Annotated in this window: 14 protein-coding genes; 4 read left to right on the top strand and 10 right to left on the bottom strand. The window is 65.3% G+C overall.

Features of this window, described 5'->3' with window-relative positions; all coding sequences use genetic code 11:
* Window positions 1-19 precede the first annotated feature (19 nt).
* The 3 genes from ABD842_RS17020 (at window position 20) to ABD842_RS17010 (ending at window position 7,747) form a co-directional block, all read left to right on the top strand.
* Window positions 20-3,751 carry a sensor histidine kinase gene (locus ABD842_RS17020; protein ID WP_345116616.1) on the top strand — a complete coding sequence of 1,244 codons (3,732 nt, stop codon included), beginning with the start codon at window positions 20-22 and terminating at the stop codon, window positions 3,749-3,751.
* A gap of 171 nt (window positions 3,752-3,922) precedes the next feature.
* Entirely contained in the window at window positions 3,923-7,498 is a 3,576-nt protein-coding gene (locus tag ABD842_RS17015; protein ID WP_345116614.1) for a hypothetical protein, read from the top strand.
* A 90-nt stretch (window positions 7,499-7,588) separates the two neighbouring features.
* A complete protein-coding gene (locus ABD842_RS17010; RefSeq protein ID WP_345116612.1) occupies window positions 7,589-7,747 on the top strand; it encodes a hypothetical protein in 159 nt (52 codons plus the stop codon).
* 206 nt (window positions 7,748-7,953) lie between these two features.
* Here the strand turns inward: ABD842_RS17010 and ABD842_RS17005 are convergent, their stop codons facing one another.
* From ABD842_RS17005 to ABD842_RS16970, 8 genes are all read right to left on the bottom strand, one after another.
* Window positions 7,954-8,595 (bottom strand): hypothetical protein, encoded by a 642-nt coding sequence (locus ABD842_RS17005; protein ID WP_345116610.1) that lies wholly within the window; start codon window positions 8,593-8,595, stop codon window positions 7,954-7,956.
* Window positions 8,596-8,651: 56 nt separating this feature from the next.
* On the bottom strand, window positions 8,652-10,745 hold the full coding sequence (locus tag ABD842_RS17000; protein WP_345116608.1) for a beta-N-acetylhexosaminidase: 2,094 nt from the start codon (window positions 10,743-10,745) through the stop codon (window positions 8,652-8,654).
* Window positions 10,746-11,081: 336 nt separating this feature from the next.
* Window positions 11,082-12,431 carry a DUF58 domain-containing protein gene (locus tag ABD842_RS16995; RefSeq protein WP_345116606.1) on the bottom strand — a complete coding sequence of 450 codons (1,350 nt, stop codon included), beginning with the start codon at window positions 12,429-12,431 and terminating at the stop codon, window positions 11,082-11,084.
* A 9-nt stretch (window positions 12,432-12,440) separates the two neighbouring features.
* Window positions 12,441-13,496 carry an AAA family ATPase gene (locus ABD842_RS16990; RefSeq protein WP_345116604.1) on the bottom strand — a complete coding sequence of 352 codons (1,056 nt, stop codon included), beginning with the start codon at window positions 13,494-13,496 and terminating at the stop codon, window positions 12,441-12,443.
* Between the two features lie 159 nt (window positions 13,497-13,655).
* Window positions 13,656-14,933, bottom strand: a complete 1,278-nt coding sequence (locus ABD842_RS16985; protein ID WP_345116602.1) for a DUF4350 domain-containing protein — start codon at window positions 14,931-14,933, stop codon at window positions 13,656-13,658.
* Entirely contained in the window at window positions 14,933-15,718 is a 786-nt protein-coding gene (locus tag ABD842_RS16980; protein ID WP_345116600.1) for a DUF4129 domain-containing protein, read from the bottom strand. Before ABD842_RS16980 ends, ABD842_RS16985 begins: the two co-directional genes overlap by 1 nt.
* Complete coding sequence (locus ABD842_RS16975; RefSeq protein ID WP_345116598.1) at window positions 15,702-16,733, bottom strand: hypothetical protein; 1,032 nt, start codon at window positions 16,731-16,733, stop codon at window positions 15,702-15,704. The genes ABD842_RS16980 and ABD842_RS16975 overlap by 17 nt, the downstream gene beginning before the upstream one ends.
* Before the next feature lie 7 nt (window positions 16,734-16,740).
* The gene (locus tag ABD842_RS16970) at window positions 16,741-17,700 is read right to left on the bottom strand and encodes a stage II sporulation protein M (RefSeq protein WP_345116596.1); all 960 of its coding nucleotides are present in this window, start codon (window positions 17,698-17,700) and stop codon (window positions 16,741-16,743) included.
* Window positions 17,701-17,813: 113 nt separating this feature from the next.
* Here ABD842_RS16970 and ABD842_RS16965 point away from each other — a divergent pair, with 113 nt between their 5' ends.
* The gene (locus tag ABD842_RS16965; RefSeq protein ID WP_345116594.1) at window positions 17,814-18,536 is read left to right on the top strand and encodes an RDD family protein; all 723 of its coding nucleotides are present in this window, start codon (window positions 17,814-17,816) and stop codon (window positions 18,534-18,536) included.
* An 81-nt stretch (window positions 18,537-18,617) separates the two neighbouring features.
* Here ABD842_RS16965 and ABD842_RS16960 read toward each other — a convergent pair whose 3' ends face one another.
* Together ABD842_RS16960 and ABD842_RS16955 are read right to left on the bottom strand one after the other, a co-directional pair.
* Window positions 18,618-20,606, bottom strand: a complete 1,989-nt coding sequence (locus ABD842_RS16960) for a DUF4394 domain-containing protein (RefSeq protein ID WP_345116592.1) — start codon at window positions 20,604-20,606, stop codon at window positions 18,618-18,620.
* 223 nt (window positions 20,607-20,829) lie between these two features.
* The gene (locus tag ABD842_RS16955; protein ID WP_345116590.1) at window positions 20,830-21,561 is read right to left on the bottom strand and encodes an SDR family oxidoreductase; all 732 of its coding nucleotides are present in this window, start codon (window positions 21,559-21,561) and stop codon (window positions 20,830-20,832) included.
* Between the last annotated feature and the right edge of the window lie 259 nt (window positions 21,562-21,820).

Below are 21,820 nucleotides of genomic sequence, written 5' to 3'. Positions count from 1 at the left end.
CGGCGCAGCCCCGCTGCCTTTGAAGTCCCCCCACCTGTCTCCGTTGCTGCTGCTGCTTGGTGCGGTGCTCTGCTTTGCGGGAGCCTACCTGAGCACTCACTACGGACAGGCCGCCGACGTGCTGCTCCGGGCCGACGTAGCCCGGCTGCAAACCCTGGTGCAGGAAGCGGAAACGACGGCCGAGCAGGAAGCGGATGAAGTAGCCGACCGTTTGCAGCAGGGGCAGGTGAGTTTTGGCTCCCTGGTGGGGCGGACCACGTATCCGTGCTTTATTTTCCGCGGGGAGCAGCTCTGGTACTGGTCGGACCACACCATGCAGCCGGAGCCCGAAAACGTCAGTCAGCACTTCGAGGAAAAGCTTGTGGACATGAAGTTCGGGCGCTTCCTGGCGTTGCGCCGCACGGCCGGGCCCTATGTGATTCTGACCTACGTGCCCCTGGAAAAGTATTATGGCATCAGCAACCGCTACCTCAAGGAAGGGGAGGAGGCAGCCCTGTTCCGGGGCTTGAGCGTCCGGTTGGTCGCCGGCATCCCCGGGGGGCGCGACCTGCCCAAAATCTACTCCGGCGAAGAGCGCTACCTGTTTTCGGTGGAAAGCCTGCAGGCCAACCCGATTACCGGCAAATACCTGCCGCTGCTGCTGCTGCTGCTGGGGTTTGGGCTCTACCTGTGGGCCGGGCTGCTGCTGGCGCGGGCACTGCGGGCCAAAGGCGAAATCATGGTGGCGGCGGCCACCGTTGTAGTGTCGCTGGCGGCGTTTCGGGCGGCGCTGCTGTATTTTGGGCTGCCCTTCTCCTTTATTGAAGTGCCCCTTTTCGATCCGCGGGTGTACGCCGCCTCGTGGTTGTCGCCGTCGCTCGGCGACCTGCTCATCAACGCCTTTCTGCTGCTGCTGGTGGCGTACTACGGGCTGCTGCTGTTTCGCCGCTACGGGCTGGTGCGCTGGGGCCGGCACATCTACGGCCTGCCGTCCCGGGCGCTGTTCGGGGGCATCGTGGTGCTGCTGTTTCTGGGGCTGCTGGAGCTGCTGTTCCAGTTTTACGCCAACAGCTTCAACAACTCCCAGCTGGTTCTGGATATCACCCAGAACATTCAGTTCAGTGGGTTTAAGCTGCTGCTCTGCCTGGCTATCGTGCTGCACACGGGCGGCTATCTGGTGGGCTTCTACGTGTTGTCGCAGCTGTTTATTTCGGTGGTCAGGCCCAGCAGCCGGCGGCTGGGCGTGCTGCTGCTGGGCATCCTGACGGTGGTGTTTCTGCCCCTGGGGCTGCTGCTGGATCAGATGGATATGGGGCTGCTGGGCCTTACGCTGCTGTTTTTCTTCGTCGTGCGCCTCACCGGCCTCAAGCAGCTGGGGGCCGCCGTACCCTACCAGATCTACCTGTTCATTTTCCTGATGCTGGGCGTCAGCTCGGCCGTCGGCGCGCTGGCCCTCTACGAGCATTTCGACCATCAGCTGGTGCTCAGCAAGCAGAATATTGCCGGCAACCTGCTCGTCGACAACGACCTGCAGGGCGAGTACCTGCTGGCCGAGCGCACCCGGGAGCTGGCCGCCGACCCGCTGATCCGGGCCAAGCTGAGCAGTCCGTTTGCCAACCAGGACATGGTGCGCCAGAAAATCGTCAAGTACTACCTGCGCGACTATTTCAACAAGTACGAAATCGTGGTGTCGCTCTTCGATACCAATGGCAAAGCCCTGGACGGGGACGAGCCGGCTCCGTCGCTGTACCAGGTGCGCCGGCAGCTGCTGCGCCGGGCCAAGCCCACCGATCAGGCCAACCTGTACCTGGTGCGGGGCAGCAACTCGTTCAGCACCCGCCAGTACGTGGCCTTCGTGCGGGTGCCCGATACCCGGCGCGGGGCCAGCACGGTGCTGCTGGAGCTGTCGTTGAAAAAGCTGACGGCCAACAGCGTGGTGCCCGAGCTGCTGGTCGACCAGAAGTTCTTCCAGCCCAACCTGGGGCCTGAGCTGAGCTACGCCGGCTACGAAACCGGGCGCCTGGTGTACAACGAGGGGGATTTCGACTACAGCAACCGCCTTGCCAGCCAGCAGCTGCGCGACCCGCGCCTGTACACCTCGGGCCTGTCCGACGACGACTTTCACCACCTGGCCGTGCGCGGCCCGCAAAACCGCACGGTGGTCGTCACCACGGCCACCTACACCTTCAGCGACTGGCTGGCCAACTTCTCCTTTCTGTTTCTGCTGCACACGTTTTTCTGGCTGTTGTCCATCGGGCTCTACATGCTGGCCCGGGGCCGGTACGTGGATGCTTTTCAGGCCAACTTCAGCACCAAGATCCAGCTGTTCCTCAACTTCGGCATTCTGGTGCCGCTGGTGGTGGTGAGCGTGGCCACGGCCAGCCAGGTGACCTCGTCGTATAAGCGCGACCTGCTGCGCTCCTACGCCAGCCGCGGCCGGGCCGTGCAGGAAAACCTGCTGCGCCACGACGCGCTGCTGGCCGACTCCGCCAGCAAGGCCCCGCTCATCGACCTGGCCGAAAACGTGGCCGGCCTCACCGAAACCGACCTGAACCTCTACGACGCCCACGGCCAGCTGCTGGTGAGCAGCCAGCCCCTGATTTTCGAGTCGGGGCTGCTGAGCCCGCTGATGAACCCGCAGGCCGTGGCCGCGCTGGCCGAGCGCGGGCAGCCCCGCACCCTGCTCACCGAGCGGGCCGGTTCCTTGTCGTTTAATGCGCTGTATCTGCCCCTGCGCACCACCACCAGCCAAGGGCGCACGGGGGCGCTGGCCGGCTACGTGGGCATTCCGTTCTTCGACTCCGAAAAAGAGCTGGACAACAAGCTCATCGAGCTGATTTCGACCATTCTGAACATCTTCACCGTGATGTTCATCCTGTTTCTGATTCTGACCTTCCTGGCCTCGCGCCTGCTCACGAATCCGCTGAACGTCATCACCGAAAAGCTCCGGCATACCACCCTGACGGGCCAGAACGAGATGCTGGCCTACGAGTCGTCGGATGAAATCGGGCTGCTGGTGCGCGAGTACAACGCCATGCTGCTCAAGCTCGAAGACAGCAAGCAGGAGCTGGCCACCCAGGAAAAGGAGGCCGCGTGGCGGGAAATGGCCCGGCAGGTGGCCCACGAAATCAAGAACCCGCTCACGCCCATGAAGCTGAGCCTGCAGTTTCTGCAGAAGGCCATTGCCGAGCAGCGGCCCAATGTGGAAGAGCTGATCGGCAAGATTTCCCAGACCCTGATAACCCAGGTCGACGTGCTGAACGACATTGCCACCTCGTTCAGCAACTTCACCAACCTGCCCGCCATGCGCCCCGAGCGCCTCGACGTGGCCTCCATCCTGCGCCGCTGCGTGGCCCTGCACCAGGGCGGCGCCCACGGCGGCACGCTGCTGCTGCAGGAGCCGGCCGACGCCCAGCAGGGCCGCTACGAGGTGTTTGCCGACGAAAATCTGCTGGTGCGCACCTTCAACAACCTGCTCATCAACGCCCTGCAGGCAGTGCCCGACACCCGGCCGCCCCAGATTACGGCCGCCGTGGACATGGCGGGCCCCGGCCAGGTCCGGATCCGCATTCAGGACAACGGGATAGGCATTTCGGACGAGGTGCGCGACAAAATCTTTGTGCCCAACTTCACCACCAAGGAAACCGGCTCCGGCATCGGGCTGGCCGTGGCGCGGCGCGGTATCGAAAGCGCGGGCGGCCGCATCTGGTTCGAAACCCGGGAGGGCGTGGGCACCCAGTTCTTTATCGAGCTGCCGCTGGCCCCGGCGTAGGCTATCCTTAGTGGTTTTTGATTATGGTTTTTTGTCCGGGTAGCCGGCGTTGGGACTGGTTGCTGAAGGGTCCGGCCAAAAACTAAAAACGAAAAACGAAAAACGAATAGCACGCCTTTTCTCGTTGTGGTGCCAGCGCCTTTTGCTCCTTTTCTCCCGCAACCCGTTTCTATGATCAGCAGCATTACGCATCGGCTTCTGCCCGCCTGCCTGCTGCTGATGGTCTTGCTGGCCGCCCACGCCGCCGTCGCCCAGCAGGCGGGGCTGCCCTCGTCGCGGCGCTGCCGCTGGGTGCGCCTCACCCCGGCCCGCGACACGACCACCTTCACCCTGGCCGATACGCTGACCATCGTGCCCACGTCGGTAACCATCGGGGGGCGCGCCCTGGCCTACGATGCCCGCACCGACCAGTACCGCTTCGTGCAGCCCGGCCGCCGCCTGCCCAACCCCGACCCCGGCCAGCCCGACCTGCTGCTTGCCGGCGCGGCCGACTCGGTGCTGGTGTGCTACCGGGTGCTGCCCGTGCAGCTGACGGCGGCCCGCTACCGCCGCCCCCGCAGCATGATGGACAGCCTGGACTTTCTGCGCCGGCCCCTGCAGTACGACGACTTCGGGGTGAAGGAGCAGATTCTGAGCACCCCGGGTATCAGCAAAACCGGCAACCTGTCGCGGGGCATCTCGTTTGGCAACACCCAGAACGTGTTCGTCAACTCCTCGCTCAACCTGCAGCTCGACGGCAAGCTCACCGACAAAATCAACCTGACGGCGGCCATTTCCGACCAGAACGTGCCGTTTCAGCCCGAGGGCAACACCCAGCAGCTTCAGGAGTTTGACCGGATCTACATCACCCTGAGCCACCCCAGCTGGAACCTGACGGCCGGCGACGTGGTGCTGCGCAACAAGCCCGATTACTTTCTGCGCTTCTACAAAAACGTGCAGGGCGCCGCCGGCGAGGTGAACCTGGGGCGGCCCGGGCGGCGCAGCAGCACTGTGGCGGCGGCGGGCGTAGCCAAGGGCAAGTTTGCCTCGCTCGACCTTGCCCCCATCGAAAACGTGCAGGGTCCCTACCGCCTGCGCGGCCCCAACGGCGAGCAGTTCATCATCGTGCTGGCCAACTCCGAGCGGGTGTTCCTCGACGGCCGGCTGATGACCCGGGGCTTCGACTTCGACTACGTCATTGACTACAACCAGGCCGAGGTAACCTTTTCGCCCCGTCACCTGATTACCCGCAACTCGCGCATCAAGGTCGATTTTGAGTACTCCGACTTCAACTACTCCCGCTCCCTGACCCACCTGAGCCACTACCAGGAGCTGGGCAAGCTCAGCGTGCGGGCCAACTACTACCGCGAAGCCGACAACCCCGACAACTCGCCCAACCTCACGCTGACGCCCACCGAGCGCGACACGCTGCGCAAGCTCACCGACAACGTGAGCCAGCTGCGCCTGCCCGGCGGCGTGCGCCGCGACTACAACCGCCAGGAAGTGCAGTACAACCAGGCCATCATCCTCGACCCCGCGACCGGCCTGCCGGTGGTCACGTTCGTGTATCCGCCCACCGACACGACCAACGTCTACGACGTGCGCTTCACCCAGGTGGGCAGCGGCCTGGGCGACTACAGCCTGAGCAGCCAGAATGCCAACGCCAACGGCCGGGTGTTTCAGTACGCCGGCCCCGGCCGGGGCAGCTACCTGGCCGAGCGGGTGATACCCACGCCCCTGCAGAAGCAGCTGACCGCCGTCGGCACCAGCTACCGCGTCGATTCCACGGCGACGGTGTTTGTGGATCTGGCCTCGTCGCAGCTGGACCTGAACCGGTTTTCGGCGGCCACCGACAAGGGGCAGGCGTTTCGGGTGGGCTACGCCGTGCTCGACCGGCCCCTGGCGCTGCCCGTGCTGCGGGGCTACAAGCTGCGCAGCACCCTCGACTACGAGTACACCAGCAGCCGGTTTTCGCCCATCGACCGGTACCGGGACGTGGAGTTTGACCGCAACTGGAGCACGACCAGCAGTGCGCAGGGTACCACCGGGCTGCGCACGTCCCGCGAAGACAACATCCTGAACTTCTCGGTGGGCGTGGCCCGGGATTTCAACAACAACGTCAACTACCGCCTCAGCCGCCGCTACCGGGCCGGGGAGGTGGACGGGGTGCAGCACTGGATTGACGTAGCCCGCAAAATCGGGGACCTGGAGGTGCGCAGCGGGCTGTTTCTGCTCAGCTCCGAAGCCGGCCGCCGCCACTCCGACTGGGCCCGGGGCGAGGCCACCGCCCGCTACGTGCGCGGCCCCGTGGTGCCCGGCTACGCCTACCGCTTCGACAAGAACCGCGTGGCGCTGCCGGGCGGCGACTCGCTGACTTCGGCCAACTACTACGACGAGCACGCCTTTTTCCTGCAAAGCCGCGACAGCGCCAAAACCCGCTTCCGCCTCGACTACACCTACCGCCGCGACCAGACGCCGACGCCCCAGCTCAACGAGCTGCGCGAGCGGGGCCGCGCCCAGACCTGGCAGGGCGCCTTTACCAGCCGCCTGGGCCGCAACCAGGATCTGAACGTGCTGGCTTCCTACCGCGACCTGGCCGCCCGCGACAGTGTGCGCCAGCGCACGGTGCTCAGCAAAATCGACTGGAACGCCACCTTTTTTCAGAACGTGCTGCGCTCGGAGCTCAGCTACAGCATTGCCACCGGCCGGGAGCCCCGGCGCGACTTCGCCTTCATCCCGGCGGGCAACGGGCAGGGCACCCACTACTACGGCGGCGACGCCAACAACAACCAGCGCCAGGACAAAGAGGAGTTCTTCGAGGCCCAGACCCCCGACGCGCAGTACCGCACCCACATCAAGGTGTACCTGCCCACCGACGACTATATCACGGCTTTTGCCAACCGCTTCAGCTACCGCCTCACCGTCAGCGCCCCGCGGCAGTGGCGTGAGGCCGAAGGGCTGCTGGCACTGGTGGCGCGCTTTTCGGCCCTGACCACCGTCACCCTGGACCGCCGCACCACCGACACCGCGCTCGGCTCCCGCCTGAACCCGTTTGCCTTCCAGACCGACGACCAGCTGCTGCTGTCGTTGAACAAGCTGCTGCGCAATACGCTCTACTTCAACCGGTCGAACCCGATTTTCGGGGCCGAGTTTACCGTGCAGCAGACCCAGCAGAAGGTGCTGCTCACCAACGGCACCGACACCCGCAACCTGGCCAGCCAGCAGCTGCTGCTGCGGCGCACCCTGGCCCAGAGCTTCACCGGCCGCCTCACGGCCTCGCGCAACGTGCGGGCCAGCTTTTCCAACTACCTGGCCAACCTGCCCGGCGGGCAGGCCTCCCGCGACTTCAGCCTGCTGATCTACGAGGTGGCGCCGGAGGTGAGCTACCAGCCCAACACGTCCCTGCGCTTTACCGGCACCTACCTGCGCACCAGCAAGCTCAACACCCGGGAGGGCCCCGGCCAGGGCGTACACGGCACCTTCGACGAGCTGGGCCTCGACACCCGCCTGAGCCAGGTCAGCAAGCGCACCGTGACGACCGGTATTCACTACGTGCGGGTGGGCCTCAATCGGGAAGAGGCGCAGTCGACGCTGGTGGGGCTGGAAATCCTGAACGCTCTGCGCCCCGGCAGCAACTTCACCTGGAATATGAACCTGGAGCAGCGCCTCAGCAACGGCCTCAACGTGAGCGTGGCCTACGACGGGCGCAAAGCCAAGGGCCTGAACGCCGTGCACACCGGCCGCATGCAGGTATCGGTGCTGTTTTAGGGGTCCTGCCCAGGTAGGTGGCCGCGCTGGCGGCAGCCGATGCCGGCCCTGCGCCGGGCTCGGGCACCCGTGGCCGCGTCGTGGTAAGCCGTGCGCGAAGCTCTGCAGGCCCTGCGCAAGGCTCTGCAGGCCGTGCGGGAGGCTCTGCAGGCCGTGCGCGAGGCTCTGCAGGCCGTGCGCAAGGCTTTGCAGCCCGTGCGGGAGGCTTTGCAGCCCGTGCGCGAGGCTCTGCAGGCTATAAGGCCATAGCACGGAAAGCTTCAGCAGCTGTCTGAGCTGGCAGGCAAGCAGTCAGAATGAGGTAGAGCCGCCTACCTGCGTCTCCCCCGTTGAGCGACAATAGTAGCTACGGCGCCCACGACGAGACGCGAATACGCGTCTGTACACCGACTCAACAGCCGGAAATGTCAGCGCAGGCAGCGTCCTGGAAAAAAACCGGAAACCGGCTTCGGGCTTTAATTCAGGCTGAAGGAAAACCCCGAGGGCATATCGGTCTTCTGCGGAAACAGGGCGTCGAGCTTCTCGCGGCGGGCCATGAACTCGGCCTGGCTGATGACGCTGGCCTTGTAGAGGAAGGTGAGGCGGTTGAGCTGCAGGTCGTAGTCGAGCAGGTGGCTGAGGTGGCCGTACTGCTGGCGCAGGTACAGATCCCGCTTCTTGAGCAGCACCCGGATAAACTCCTCCGCCGCCGGTGCTTCGCCCTTGATGGGCAGAAACAGCACCAGCCCTTTCTGCTCATCGTTGACCAGCCGCAGGGTGCGCTGCTGGGTTATGAAAAAGCTCAGCGCCAGCACCACCGCCGCCACCACGCACTCCAGCGGGCCTTCCACGGAGCCGCCCGCGCTGCTGAGGGCATCGTAAAAGCCCAGCAGGCTGCCGCCCAGCACCAGGGCGGCCAGCACCAGCATCTCGGGCTTGCGGTGCAGACTCACCAGCCGGTCGCGCCCGATTTCCTCGAACGGCACGAGCATGGTTCTTTCCCCGGCCAGGTTTTTCTCCCGAACCTGGACCTTGTGGTCGGTGATGGTGAATGACTTGGTCGAAAACAGGCTGCGCTGAAAGAGCGAGCCGCCCGCAAAATGCTCCTGGTATAACATGATGGACGTAATTTCTGAATAAAAGCGGGGCCAGACTATTTTTCCGCCGACAATAATTATTCGGGGCGGGCTCCGGTCAGCAGCAGGCGGCTCAAGGCCGGCACCACTGCCAGCTCGGCCTGCCCGGCGGGTGCTTTGGCGGCTTCGAGCTGCTTGCGGGCTGCCGCCAGCCACGCGGCCGAGGGCGGCAGCCCCGTCTCCAGCTGCCGCAGCCGCTCCAGCCCCAGGCCGGCCAGCGCGCTGAGCCGCCCGGAAAGCGGCGCATATTCGGTAAGGGAAGGAACCGTCGTCAGCAGGGGCTGCAGCAGCTGGTCGTTGGCGGCCCAGCGCAGCAGCGGAGCCTGCACCGCTATAAGAGCAGCCGGGGCCGCCTTGCCCGCCGGCCGGGCCAGCAGCGCCTCCACGGCCACCCCAAACTGCCGGGCCTCCTCCGACTCGGCCGGGGCGGCATCCACGAGGCGGGTAAGCGCCGTCTGGGGCGTATAAAACAGGCCCTGGAAGTGGCGCTTGTAGTCTTTCACCGGCTCCAGCACGCCCGCCAGGGTGCGCAGCGGGGCCACGTTCCGACCCGCGGCCATCGTGGCCAGCAGCTGCTCGGGGGCGCGCCGGTGCTGCAGGCCCAGCGTTTCCAGCTCCTGCGCCACCAGGGCTAGCCGGCGGTACATATCCGGCACGTCGCGCACGGCGGCCGGCGCCCACAGCCGCTCGGCCACGGCCGCGGCCCGGGGCCAGATGCGGCTGTCGAGAATGACGCTGTCGGCAAACTCGGCCCACATGGTGGCTTCGCCGCCCAGCACCAGGCGTTGCTGGGCGGCGGTCAGGCCCGCGTCGGCGGGCAGCGGGTCGTTGAGGTAATACGCGGCGGCGGTATGGTTCAGGTCGAGGTAGTAGCCGTGAGACAGTAAGGCGGGGTGGCCGGCCTTCACCGCTTCGGCCAGCCCTTTGCGGCCCCGCCAGCTCTGAATAACGGCATCCGTGGGCAGGCCCGGCCCCAGAATCTCGTCCCAGCCAACCATCATCTTGCCGTACTTCTGCACCGAGGCCAGCACGCGGCGGTTGAAGTAGGTTTGCAGGGCGTGCTTGTCGAGCTGGCCGTTGTCTTTGAGGTAGCCCTTTTCCTTGGCCCAGGCCATGATGCGCGGACTGCGCCGCCACTGCCGGCCGTCGTTTTCGTCGCCGCCGATGTGGAAGTACGGGTCGGGAAACAGCGCCGTCATCTCGCCCAGCAGCTCATCGATAAGCTGGTAGGTGGTTTCCCGGGTCGGGTCCATGGCAATGTTGAGGGTGCGCCAGGTTTGGGCCGGGGCGTAAACGGAGTCGTTGGAAGCCAGCTGGGGGTAAGCCGCCAGCCAGGCCGTGGTGTGGCCGGGCACGTCGAACTCGGGCACTACCCGGATGCCGCGGGCGGCGGCATAGCGCAGCACCTCGCGCACCTGGGCCTGGGTGTAGTACTGCCCGCTTACCGCGTGCAGGCGGGGCAGCACCTTGCTTTCCACCCGGAAGCCCTGGTCATCGGAGAGGTGCCAGTGCAGCACGTTGAGCTTCACGGCCGCCATGGCGTTGAGGTTGCGCTTGATAACGGGCACGGGCTGGAAGTGGCGGGCTACGTCGATGAGCAGGCCCCGCCACGGGAAGCGGGGGGCGTCGGTGATGTCGGCTTCGGGGAAATACCGGGCTTTCTTGTCGGCCGTCAGCAGCTGGCGCAGGGTGGCCAGGCCGCGCAGCACCCCGAAGCTGGTCGGGGCCGTGAGGGAAATGCCCATCGGCGTCACCCGCAGGCTGTACGACTCATCCTCATCGGCCCGGGTGATGATGCCGGCCCGGCCGTACTGAATAATCAGGTCGGCCGGGGCGCCGGCGCCGACAAACCCGGTTTTTAGCCGCTGGTCGGCGCTCTGGCGGCCCAGCCACTGGCTTAGCTCGGCTACGGCGGGTTGGATGGCGGAGTCGGGCTGCAGGCTTTGCAGCTGCACCCGCCACTGCTGCTTTAGTGCAAAGCGGCCCTGGCCCCAGCGCACCGCGGCGGGTACCGGCAGCAGGCTGCGGGTTTCGGGCACGGGGGCCAGGGGCAAGGCTACAGCCAATTGGCGGCCCGGGCCCAGCAGCAGGACGGCAAACAGAAGGGCAGTGAGCAGGCGGGATAGGGGCATAGCGGGAAGGGAAAGGCCGGCGAAAGATAAGCAACGACCGGGCCGAGCCCGGAAAGAAGGGCCACAACTTGTCCATTCAGGCTTTTTTACCCCGCGCCTTACCCCGGTGCGGCTCGTGGCGGCGGCGGGGTAAAATGCTTGGTCCGGGAATTTTCCTTCGCGCCGGGCTGGTCGGGTCCGGATCTGTTTTGCTGGGGTCGGCTACGCTCAGCCGGGATGCTTCGAGCGGCTACCTGCCCCTGCCGGCCAGCTTCGGGCACCACGCAGTCCAGCACCTGCGCTTCCGCCCGAAGTTATTGCCCGAAGCTGGCCTTGCGGCGGCGGCTTCGGCGGATTTCAGATCAGCCCCCGGGCTTTGAACTCGAGGTAGCGGTTGATGGCGTTGACCGTCAGGTCCTGGGGTGCTGTGAGCAGGGCGTGGATGCCGTAGCGCTGCAGTTCCCGCACAATCTGCCGCTTTTCCTGGGCAAATTTTTCGGCCACGGTCTGGTTGTACACATCCTGGGTGGTAGTGGCCGGCGCATCGAGGAACTCCCGCAGCTCGGTATTTTCGAAGAACACCACCAGCAGCAGATGGTCTTTGGCCAGCCGGCGCAGGTAGGGCAGCTGGCGCTGCAGGCCGTTCAGGGTTTCGAAGTTGGTAAACAGCATCAGCAGGCTGCGCTGCCGGATTTTGGCTTTGACATTAGTGTAAAGCAGCTCAAAATCTGTTTCCAGGTACTTCGTGCGCTGCTTGTAAAGTACTTCCAGCAGCCGCCGCATGTGGCCCCCCCGCCGGTCGGCGGGCACTATGGCCCCTATCCGGTCGGCAAAGGTGATGAGGCCCGCTTTATCGTGCTTGAGGATGGCAATGTTGCTCAGCACCAGCGTGGCGTTGATGGCGTAGTCGAGCAGGCTGAGCCCCTCAAACGGCATGCGCATCACCCGGCCCTTGTCGATGAGGCAGTACACTTGCTGGGCGCGCTCATCCTGATAGTGGTTGACGACGAGCGTGTCGTCGCCGGCGCTGCTGCGGCGGGCCGAGGCCGGCCAGTTGATGGTGCGCGGGTCGTCGCCGGGCACGTAGGGGCGCAGCTGCTCAAACTCCATGCTGCGGCCCACCCGCCGGATGCGCTTCACGCCCACTTCCGTGAGGCGGTTGCTGATGGCCAGCAGCTCGTACTGCCGCATCTGCAGAAATGATGGGTACACGGGTACCATCTGCTGCTGCCCGTAGCGGAAGCGGCGGCGCACCAGCCCCAGCGGCGAGGCTACAAACACGTTCAGCGCCCCGAAATGGTACTCCCCGCGCTTCACCGGTCGCAGCTGGTAGCGGATAATGCTGGTTTCTCCCGCCTTCAGCGCGGCCCGGAACAGCACGTCGCGCCGCTGAAACTGGGGCGGAATCTCGTCGATAGTTTCGGTGCGGACCGGGAAGCGGTAGGTATTTTCGAGGTAGATGGCAATGTCGTTGTCGCTGCCGTTGGCGAGCTTCTCGCCCAGCACGCGCCGGCCCAGCACGCTGCCGGGCCCGGGGCGGCCCGGGGCGTACAGCAGCAGCCCGTCGAGCAGCGCCAGCACGCCCAGCAGCGCCACGCCCAGCTGCAGGGGCAGCAGCAGCACCGGCACGAAGAAGCTCACCAGCAGCCCGCCGGCTATTGCCGCCAGGATCAGAAAGAAGCGTCGGGTCAGAAAGAGGTTCCGCATGGCCGGTCCTTACCGCGGCACTTCAACCGCCTGGATGATCTGCTTGACCACGTCGTCGGTCGTGGTGCCTTCCATTTCGCGCTCCGGGGTGAGCAGAATGCGGTGGCGCAGCACGGCCGGGGCTAAGTACTGCACGTCTTCGGGCGTCACAAAGTCGCGGCCGCGCAGGGCGGCCAGGGCTTTGGCGCCGTTGAGCAGCGCCAGCGAGGCCCGCGGCGAGGCGCCCAGGTACAGGGACTTATGCGCCCGGGTCTGGCCCACCAGCTTGGCAATGTATTCCAGCAGCTTGGGCTCTACGTGCTGCCGGCGCACCAGCTGCCGGAGCCCGGCAATCTGGGCGGCCGTGAGCACCGGCTGCACCACTTCCAGCGGGGTGCCGCCGAAGCCCGCGTGGTGGCCCTGCAGAATGGCTACTTCCTCCTCCGTGGTTGGGTAGCCAATGTGAATCTTGAACAGGAACCGGTCGAGCTGGGCTTCGGGCAAACGGTAGGTACCTTCCTGCTCAATCGGGTTTTGGGTGGCCAGCACCAGAAACGGCTCCTGCATGGCGTAGGTGGTGCCGTCCTGGGTGATGTGGCGCTCCTCCATCACCTCAAACAGGGCCGACTGGGTTTTGGCCGGGGCGCGGTTTATTTCGTCAATCAGCACCACGCTGGCGAAAATAGGACCGGGCCGAAACTCAAAATCCCCCTTGTTGGGCCGGAAGATGGAGGTGCCCAGCACGTCGGAGGGCATCAGGTCGGGCGTGAACTGCAGGCGGCTGAAGGGCACGTTGAGGGTGCGGGCCAGCAGCTTGGCCGTGAGGGTTTTGGCCACGCCCGGTACGCCTTCCAGCAGCACGTGTCCATCGGCCAGAATGGCGGTCAGCAGCAGCTCAACCAGCTCGTGCTGCCCCACAATGACCTTGCCCAGCTCCCGGCGGATGGCCTCGGCGCTGGCCGTGAGCACACTGAAGTCAGCGCGGGGGGTGAAAGGCGCCGCCGCCTGGTCGGCGGGCCGGGCGGCCAAACCGGACTCGGGAGCAGCAGGATCCTGAGGGAAGGAATCAGACAAATTATTTTCCATATTGGGCAAGCACAGGGATTGACAGGTGGGGCGAATGGGTAAAGGGATAATTACATCGTTTTTTACAGATATGATTGGTTTTTGCGCTGTCATTCAAGTGCAGTGGTCCTATTGGAATAGTTATAAATAGGTTGAATGCAATTATGCGGCATAGTGCAATTAGGAAAAGGCGCTGTGGCGAAACTCGCTTAGCACCTGATTAAGCTTCTGCAGCTCGGAGTCGCGCACCTGCGGGGCAGTGCGCACAAAGTGAATCACGCGCACCATCTCATCGATGCGGGCCCGGCTGAGGCCGGCTTTCTGGGCCAGCCGGTCCCGGGTGGCGTCCTCATTCAGGTCCAGCGCCGGCTCTTGCAGGCGGTGGCGCAGCGTTTCCAGAAACAGGCTGATTTTCTTCTCGGCAATCAGCGCGTGGTTGTGGTCCTGACGGTAGAGCGAAGCCACCGTGCGGGTGAAGAGCAGCGTCGTGTTGGGCAGCGCCTTGATGACGGGAATCACCCGCTGCCGGCGCTTGGCCTCAAACAAAGCGAAAAGCAGCAGCCCCGCCCCCAGCAGCGTGGTGGCCCAGCGCAGGGCCGCGTGCTGACTTACCACCCGCCACAACGACTGCTCACCCAGCCGGCCCTGCTTCTGGTACTCGTCCCAGAAAACGGGCCGCTCGGGCAGGTACGACAGGGCGGCAAAGCCAAAGCCAGCCGTAGCGGGGCGCAGCAGAAAGTAGTTGCTCAGCACGGCCGGCGTAGAGCTCAGGTACACGAAGCCCCGGCCGTGGGGCACGCGCACCAGCACCGGCTTCTGCTGGCTGTTGACGGCCAGCACGGTGGCCCGGCAGGCACTGTCGGGCACGAAGAACCAGTTGACTTCATTGCTCGGAAAGCGGAAGCGGTCTGCCGCTAGCCCCGGGTTGAGCAGCCGCAGCGTGGTGCTGTCCGGGGCGCTGGCGGCCGGCGCCACCCGACGCCGGGCCTGCCGCTGCAGGCGCTGACTTGGGCTCTGCACGGCCAGATGCAGCCGCAACGTGTCGCCCAGCAGGTCGTCCAGCGATTCGGTGGCAATAAACACGTGATTGCCGCGGCCCACGTAGCGCAGCAGCGCGGCCCGGTCGAGGCGGCTGAGCTCGAAGGAGTGGTGCACAAACAGGTAGTTGGCGGATGCGGCCAGCACCCGGGTGGCGGCGGGCCGCACCGTGTCGGCGTACGCGCGGGTGCCCAGGCCGGGCAGCAGCTGGTTGGCAATAGGCTGGCGGATAGTGCGCACGGGCTGGCGGCCGAACAGGTCGGGCAGCAGGTCGTAGAGCACGTAGGTGCCGTAGGGAACCTTGTCGTTGTTCTGGTAGGTATGCCGCCAGCTGGTGGGCTCCGGCTGATAATACTCGACGGCGACAAAGGCGGCAAACAGCCCGACCAAAGCCAGCAGAAAGGCGCGGAATCTCGTCATCAGGCGGCCGGATGGAAAAGAACGTCCAGAAACTGCTGCCGGGCCTCGCGCACCGGCGCATAGCTGCCCGCCGTCAGCCGCTGCTCCCCGTACCAGACGTACTCAAACTGGCGGGTGAGCGTGGCAAAGCCCGTCTGCCAGGGCGTGTTGGTCAGCTGCTGCAGGTAGTCGTGGTTGGTTTTCTCGGGCTGCCAGTCGATGAGGTGCCGGGTGGTGAGCGTGTGCAGCACCAGCAGGTAGCCCAGCCGTACGGCCAGCCGGTAGTTGCCCACGGCCTCCGCCTCGGTCAGGCGGGTGGTGAAGTCGATGCCGTGAATGTCTTCGGTGCTGGCTTCGTAGTGCAGCGGCAGGGGGCGGGCGGTGCGGCCGAAGACATTGGTGAAGTCGAGCTGCAGAACGCGCAGCAGCACGTACAGGAAAGCCAGGCCAAAGGCGGCGTACACGGCGTAGCGGCCGCCGTACCGGTAGCCGGGGCGGGCAAACAGGCCGGCCAGCCACTCCCTAAGCTGCCGCCAGAACAGGCTCCAGGCGCTGGTTTCGGCGGCCACCGGCTCCACGTACTGAAACTCGGTCTGCTGGCGGAAGGCCCGGAGCCGGGCCGGCGCCGGCTGGCGCAGCCGGACGGGCGTGGTGCGGTCGGCGGGCAGCGCTAGGGGTGGCCCCGGCCCCGGCCGCGCCCCTACCGCCGGGGCCGGGGCGCAAGTTAGCACCGCCAGCACGGGCAGCACGGCCCACCGCAGCCGGTGGGTAAGGGGGCGCGCCGGCTGGCTAGTATTCACCTTCATCTTCGGCGGGGAAGGAGCGGGGCTGCGTGAGCGGCTCGGGCTGCCGGCCAATGGAATTGACCAGGGCGTGCAGGCCGTGGCCTTCCTTGCGCTCCACGAGGTTGAAATACTGAAAAGCCAGCGCCAGAAACAGCAGGGGATATAGCGCCATAAACGCTACGGAGTTCAGGCAGGCCGCCACCACCGACGTAATCCGGCCCAGGACCGTGGGCGTATGCCCCGGGTCGATGGCAAAGGGCGCGCTGATCAGCGTGGTGCCGGTGTACACGACCATGACCAGCAGCAGCAGCAGAATCGACATGACCACAATGAGCCCGAACGTGGACCACCACTTGCCCCAGACCAGGGTAAAGCAGCGGCCAATGGTGGCGAAAAAGCCCGTCCGCTCCCGCAGCTGCACAATGAAGAACAGGCTCAGCACAACCATGGCGTAGGCCATGGCGCCGTATATCACGAATACCAGCAAAACGGCCATAGCCGGGTTGGTGCTCAGCAGGCGGCCCAGCATGATCAGCACAAAGCTGATGGCGGCCGCGGCTACCACTACGCCCAGGGCCAACCCGAAAAACGACAGCAGGGCGCCCACGAAGCGCTGCCGCACCAGGGCCCACACTTCGGGCACCGTCACGGGCGCGGCGGGGTCCTCCTTTTCCAGGCGCAGCACCACGTAGCCGTACACGGTCAGCACCAGCAGGGTGAAGGAGAACAGGCTGGCCACCAGCGCCAGCCAGTACTCGGGGCCGTTGATCATCTCGGTAAGCCGCTGCATCGACGCGGCCTGGTTACCCTGGTTTTTGAGGGCGGTGCGCCAGGTATTCAGCACGCCGCCCATGCGCGCCTGCATCAGACCGGTGGCAATGCCCTGCAGCAGCAGCAGCGGCAGCACAATGTAGACCAGGCAGCGCCCCAGGGGCAGAAAGTGCGCCCGCACGAAGTCGAAGGAAGCCTCGATTTTGGGACCAAACTCCCGCTCGCGCAGGAAATCGGTGGGGCGGGTGAAGGGCAGATGGGCCATAGCAGGATCAGGATACGGGGGCTGCCGACAGCCGGCGCCGCAAATGAAGGGGATACAGGATAAAATACCAGCCGATGAAGGCGGCCGAGGTGCCGATGATGAGCAGGCTCAGCGCCGGTGGCATCTCGGTGTGGCGCGTCACGAAGCCTTCCAGAAAGCCGGCGACAATAAAAATCGGGACCAGGCCCAGCACCAGCCGCATACCGTCGCGGGCGGCCCGCTGAAAGGACTCGCGCCGGGAGTAGGTGCCCGGAAACAGGATGCCCCGGCTCATGACCAGTCCCGCGCCGCCGGCCAGCACGATGGCCGATATCTCCAGAGTGCCGTGAATCCAGATGGTGAGCAGCGAAGGCAGCAGCACGCCCTTCTGGTGGAAGAAATACTGAAAAGCGCCCAGCATCATGCCGTTTTTGAAGAGAATAGTGCCCGTGCCCAGCCCCGGCAGCAGCCCGCTGGCAAACGCCAGCAGTGACACCTTGATGTTGTTGAGGGTGATGTAAAGAAACATCACGCCTTCGTTGCCGCCCTTATAGACGGCCATTGGGTCGCCCCGCTCGATATTGGCCAGCGTCTGGTTCACGTACTGGTCGCCGAGCACCACCCGCACGAAGGACTCGTCGAGGGCGGCCGACAGGGCGCCGAGGGCCGTGCAGAGCAGGAAAAACAGCAGTGCCGCGCCCAGCGTGCGGTGGTAGTGGCCCACCAGCAGGGGCAGCTCCCGGCGCCAGAACTGCAGGAAGCGGCCCTGCTCCACGCTTTTGTTTTTGTACAGGGCCTGGTGTAGCTTGCCAGTCAGCGTGTTCAGGTAGGCCGTGGTGGGGGAGTCCGGATAGAACGTGCGGGCGTACGAAAGGTCGTCGGTAAGCTCAATGAAGCGGGCCGCCAGCTCATCAGGTCCCCCGGGTGGCGTGCTTTCGTAGTGCTGCCACTTGGCCTGGTTCTGCCGCAGAAAAATAACTTCGCGCATACGGCGTCAGCCCCGCAGAAATAGGAATAGGCGCTAATAGCAGCGTCTGACAAATATAAAAAAATAGCCCGCGCCGCCGCGGCGTTTTTACCCCGGATTTAAAATAACTGCTGATGAGTACTATTCGCGTGCAGACGGCCCAGAACGTGGCCCTGGAATACGACGTGGCCAGCGTGGGCGACCGAATCCTGGCCCAGCTGATCGACCTGGTGGTGCTGATGGGGTATTCGATTGGGGTGAACTTCCTGATTGAGCAGGCCACCAGCTCGCAGGATGAGCGCCAGATGCTGCGGCTGCTGCTGCTGGCTTTGCCCGTGCTGGTGTATCATCCGGGGTGCGAAACGTTTTTTAACGGCCAGAGCCTGGGCAAAAAAGCCCGGCAGATCAAGGTGACCCGGCGCGACGGCTCCCGCGCCCGACTGGGCGACTACCTGCTGCGCTGGCTGCTGGGCCTGGTGGAGGTGAGTGCCACGCTGGGCAGCGTGGCGGTGGTGGCCGTGCTGCTCAACGGGCGCGGCCAGCGGCTCGGCGACCTGGCTGCCAACACCGTGGTCGTGAGTCTGCGGCCGGGGCCGGATACGCCGCTGCCCACCGAAACCGAGCGGCTGCACGGCTACATGGTGGTGTTTCCGCAGGCCGCGCAGCTCACCGACCACGACGTGAACCTGATCCGGCGCCTGCTCTACCAGGGGCTTAAGCGCAACAATTTCATTTTGCTTAATGAAGTGGCCCAGAAAATAAAGTCCCTGACCGGCATCCGCACCGACCTGCCCGACGAAGCCTTTCTGCGCACCGTGCTGCGCGACCATGCCCACCTGCTGGCCGATCCGGCCTGAAGTGGCGGACGGACAGTATCAGGCATAAAAAAAGGCCCGCCGAAATGTTCGGCGGGCCTTTTTTACAGATTAAGACAAAGCTTAGTGCAGCACGACGGCCTGCTTGACGCCGGCGGGCTGGCCGTCGATGGACAGGTGCAGGAAGTACAGGCCCGCGGCAGCTTTGCCCGCTTCCCAGCGCAGGGTCTGCTCGCCGGCCGGCAGAGTGCCCGCCTGCAGGGTCTGCACCTGGCGGCCGACGGCATCAAACACGACCATGTCCACGCGGCTGGCCTTATCCAGGCGGAAGCTCACCGTGGCCTGGCTGGTCACCGGGTTGGGGAATACGTTCAGCGCGGTGCTGGCCAACTCGGTGCGGCTGCGCACGCCGGTGGCCACGCCGCCGGCGGCGGCCACGGCAATGTCGCGCACGGTGATGCCGTTGCCGATCTGGCCCCCACCCATGGCGCCCACGGGCGTAGCGGCCCCGGTAGTGAGGTTAACCGTGTACAGGTTGCTGTTGGGCGAGGCGCCGGGGTTGGCCACCAGGTAGGCCGTGTTCACGCCCACGCCGGTGCTGTAGATGTCCAGGTCCACGTTGGGGCTGGTCGTGTTGACGATGATGCCCGAAGCGCCCACCGTGGTCAGCTGCCCGTCCATCGGCGGGTTGGCCGTGGCCTGGGTGTTGAGCACGTTGAGCACCTCATCGTAGTTGTAGAGCGTGGTGCCGGTGGTCGGGCTGGCGCCAGTGAAGCTGTTGGTGTAGGCCGCGGCCCCGATGGAAGGCATATTCGAGCCCGAGGTGTAGACCAGCGGCCCGTCGGTGGCGGCCAGGGTCCCGTTCACCGGGTTGAGGCGGTAGTTGTTGCGGTTGGCGCCCACCACGCGGATGCGGTCCACGGTCGGGTTGAAGTCGAAGCCGATGCTGCCCGTACCCAGGGTCAGGGGCAGCGGGGCGCTGGTCTGGGTGGCCACGCCGGTGGCGGCGTTGATGGTGTAGAGCTGGCCGGTCTGGGTAACGGCGTTGTAGCCCAGCGCGTAGAGCGCGTTGTTGAGCGGGCGCACATCCAGGCCCGCCAGGGTTTGGGTAGGGTCGAAGCCGGTCAGGCCCACCGAGGTGCGGATGAAGCCGGGCAGGGCCGTGTCGAAGGTCAGCAGGTTGCTGCCCGCCAGCGCGTAGGCCAGCTGCCCCGTGATGGTTGGCAGCGTCGCCGGCCGGTCGGTCTGGAAGGCAATGTCAGTAATGGCGACGATGGGGCCGCTGCCTACGGGACCTACCAGCGTGGCGGCTCCGGTGGTGGGGTTGAGCCGATAGAGGTCCGTGTTGGCCTGGGTGGTCGAGGTCGAGGTAGCCACGGCCAGATACAGCGTGTTCAGTCGGGTATCGGCATCGAAGTAGATGTCGAGGTCCGTGACCTTGGAGTTGTCGATGGTAATGCCCAGGGGGCCGACCGTGTTCAGCGTGCCGTTGTTCGGCGGATTCTGGATGGTCAGCCGGCTGTTGGCCTCATCGATGTCATAGAGCGTGGTGGCGGTGCTGCCGATGTAGCTGTTGGTGTAGGCCACGGCCCCTACGCTGGGCGTCTGGCCGGCGTTGGGGTCGGTGGAGGCGTAGGCCAGGGTGCCATCGGTGGCGGCCAGGGCGCCGTTGTTGGGGTTGAGGCGGAAGTCGGTGCCGATGCCGCTCACCACGCGGATGCGGTCCACGGTCGGGTTGAAGTCGAAGCCGATGCGGAAAGGGTTGGTGCCCAGGTTCAGGGCGATGGCCGCCCCAACGCTGGTGGCCACGCCGGTGGCGCGGTTCAGGGTGTAGAGCTGCGCCTGGGTGCTGAGCGAGTTATAGCCCAGGGCAAACAGCTCGCCGGTGTTGGGCCGGAAGTCAATGCCGACTACCGTCTGACCGGCCGCCAGGCCCGTAATGAGGATCGGAGTTGTCAGCGTGGCGGGCGAGGTAGCGCTGAAGGAAACCAGCGTGCGGTCGGTGGTAGCCGAGGCGGGCACCGCCAGACCATACACCGTTTGGGCGGCGGTGGGCAGGACTACGGCGCCGGCCAGCAGCACACCGAGGCTCGTTCCTTTTACGGAACTCATCCAGCGAGTAAAGTTAGTTTTCATGCGTAAGGGCTTTAGAAGCGGAAAAATAAAGGAATGCTTAGCCTTACGGGCCTTGCGCCGCCGGGGATTGATTTCAGCCGGTATTTTGCCTTTTTTTAATCAGGGTATCGGGTGACAGCGCCCCGGCGGGCGGTTTGGCGGCACAAAAAAGGCTGCCCCGGAGGCAGCCTTTTGCGGGAGCGAGCGGGCCCGAACCGGTTTACCACGGCACGGGCTTGCCCTGCCAGGTCACGAAGCTGCCGTTTTCCTCGGCGTGCAGCTGGTCGGTGAGGCGGATGATGCCGCGGGCCGAGTCGGCGGGGAGCAGGGCCGCGCCGGTGCCGCCCATATCGGTGCGCATCCAGCCGGGGTCGACCATGATGGATATCAGGTTGTCGTGCCCCGCTTCAATGGCCAGCGTGCGCATGTACATGTTCATGGCCGCCTTGCTGGCGCTGTAGTGGTACTGGCTGCCGGAAGCTTTCAGCGTGAGAGAGCCCAGGCCGGTAGAAATGCTCACAATGCGGCTTTTCTGGCCCTTTTTCAGCAGATCCAGAAACTGCTGGGTGACTAGCAGCGGCCCCACGGCGTTGGTGGCCAGCACCTGCATGGCATCGTCGTAGCGCAGCTGGCCCAGGCGCTGGGTGGCGGGGTCGTCGCCGACGCCGGCCCCGGGGTGGCCGGGCAGGATGCCGGCGTTGTTGACGAGAATATCCAGGCCCTCGGCCTTGGCGGCCACGGCGGCGTGGGCCGCCCGCAGCGAGGCGTCGTTGGTCACGTCGAGGGCCAGCAGGGTGAGCTGGCCGGGAAACTGCTCCTGCAGGGTGAGCAGGTCGGTGGCGGCGTCGGGCTGGCGGGAGGCGGCAAACACCTGGTCGCCGCGCTCCAGGTACTGGCGGGTGAGTTCGAGGCCCAGGCCGCGGTTGGCACCGGTGATGAGGACGCGTTTCATAAGTCGGAAGAAGAGGGAGTTTTGGTTGGTTGGGCTGGCCGTCGGCCGGGACTGAAGCTGAAGTTTACCGAAATAAAACCCGCTTTTCCGGCGCTTGGTTAGGACGCCAGCAAAAAAGCCGGCCGGGAACGTTCCCGGCCGGCTTTTTTCAGGAGTATGTCGGGTCCGGAAATATGTTGACAGCTTTTCCAAAAGGTGTCATGAAAACCGAGTTTGAGCCGCGTGCGCGGCGTAGTCAGCGCGACTACAGTTTGCCCTT

Origin of the sequence: Hymenobacter algoricola (assembly GCF_039539525.1) — a bacterium.
In the GTDB taxonomy this organism is placed as follows: domain Bacteria; phylum Bacteroidota; class Bacteroidia; order Cytophagales; family Hymenobacteraceae; genus Hymenobacter; species Hymenobacter algoricola.
This window is presented reverse-complemented; position numbering and strand designations above follow the sequence as displayed.

Excerpts from the sequence above, each read along its gene's own strand:
- ABD842_RS17015 (WP_345116614.1), top strand. The coding sequence starts at position 3,923 with ATGATCAGCAGCATTACGCATCGGCTTCTGCCCGCCTGCCTGCTGCTG.
- ABD842_RS17005 (WP_345116610.1), bottom strand. The coding sequence starts at position 8,595 with ATGTTATACCAGGAGCATTTTGCGGGCGGCTCGCTCTTTCAGCGCAGC.
- ABD842_RS17000 (WP_345116608.1), bottom strand. The coding sequence starts at position 10,745 with ATGCCCCTATCCCGCCTGCTCACTGCCCTTCTGTTTGCCGTCCTGCTG.
- ABD842_RS16995 (WP_345116606.1), bottom strand. The coding sequence starts at position 12,431 with ATGCGGAACCTCTTTCTGACCCGACGCTTCTTTCTGATCCTGGCGGCA.
- ABD842_RS16990 (WP_345116604.1), bottom strand. The coding sequence starts at position 13,496 with ATGGAAAATAATTTGTCTGATTCCTTCCCTCAGGATCCTGCTGCTCCC.
- ABD842_RS16985 (WP_345116602.1), bottom strand. The coding sequence starts at position 14,933 with ATGACGAGATTCCGCGCCTTTCTGCTGGCTTTGGTCGGGCTGTTTGCC.
- ABD842_RS16980 (WP_345116600.1), bottom strand. The coding sequence starts at position 15,718 with ATGAAGGTGAATACTAGCCAGCCGGCGCGCCCCCTTACCCACCGGCTG.
- ABD842_RS16975 (WP_345116598.1), bottom strand. The coding sequence starts at position 16,733 with ATGGCCCATCTGCCCTTCACCCGCCCCACCGATTTCCTGCGCGAGCGG.
- ABD842_RS16970 (WP_345116596.1), bottom strand. The coding sequence starts at position 17,700 with ATGCGCGAAGTTATTTTTCTGCGGCAGAACCAGGCCAAGTGGCAGCAC.
- ABD842_RS16965 (WP_345116594.1), top strand. The coding sequence starts at position 17,814 with ATGAGTACTATTCGCGTGCAGACGGCCCAGAACGTGGCCCTGGAATAC.
- ABD842_RS16960 (WP_345116592.1), bottom strand. The coding sequence starts at position 20,606 with ATGAGTTCCGTAAAAGGAACGAGCCTCGGTGTGCTGCTGGCCGGCGCC.
- ABD842_RS16955 (WP_345116590.1), bottom strand. The coding sequence starts at position 21,561 with ATGAAACGCGTCCTCATCACCGGTGCCAACCGCGGCCTGGGCCTCGAA.